Origin of the sequence: uncultured Williamsia sp. (assembly GCF_947494875.1) — a bacterium.
Classification (GTDB): Bacteria; Actinomycetota; Actinomycetes; order Mycobacteriales; family Mycobacteriaceae; genus Williamsia_A.
Genome location: NZ_CANLWM010000016.1, coordinates 1 through 618, shown reverse-complemented (window position 1 = coordinate 618; position 618 = coordinate 1). Strand labels below are relative to the sequence as shown.

Below are 618 nucleotides of genomic sequence, written 5' to 3'. Positions count from 1 at the left end.
GAGCAGGATCCGCGCCACATCCAGGGCGACGTTGCCGTTGCCCACCACCACCGCCCGCTCACCGGTCAGATCCACATCCAGATCGGCGTAATCGGGGTGCCCGTTGTACCAGGCCACGAACTCCGTCGCCGGGATCGACCCCGACAACTCCTCACCGGGGACGCCGAGACGGCGGTCGGTCGACGCGCCGACGGCGTAGATCACCGCCCCGTAATGGGCCAGCAGTTCGTCGTGGGTGACATGGGTGCCGACCTCGACATTCAGGTAGTACTCGAAGGTGCGTTTGTTCGCCGTCGCCGCGAACGTCTTCTCCACACCCTTCGTCGACGGGTGATCCGGCGCGACGCCGGCGCGCACCAGGCCATACGGGGTGGGCAGGCGGTCGAACATGTCCACGCGCACCGCCGAATGCCGCACCAACTCCTCGGCGGCGTAGAACGCGGCCGGGCCCGCACCGACGATCGCGACATGCAACTCCTTGCCCTGCGGCAACGGCGGCTGCTTGCGCGGCGGCACCAGGCCGCCCGACACGTCGTGATCGGTGTAGTAGTCGGCGTTGATCTGCAGGTACCGCTCGCCCTTCTCGTCGAGCTGATCGTCGGGGAAAATCGCCTCCAC

General features: G+C 67.6%; 1 protein-coding gene. It reads right to left on the bottom strand.

Annotation, left to right across the window (positions count from 1 at the left end):
- The coding region (locus tag Q1A98_RS22335) for an FAD-dependent oxidoreductase (RefSeq protein ID WP_299577641.1) at window positions 1-618 on the bottom strand (618 nt) is incomplete at both ends.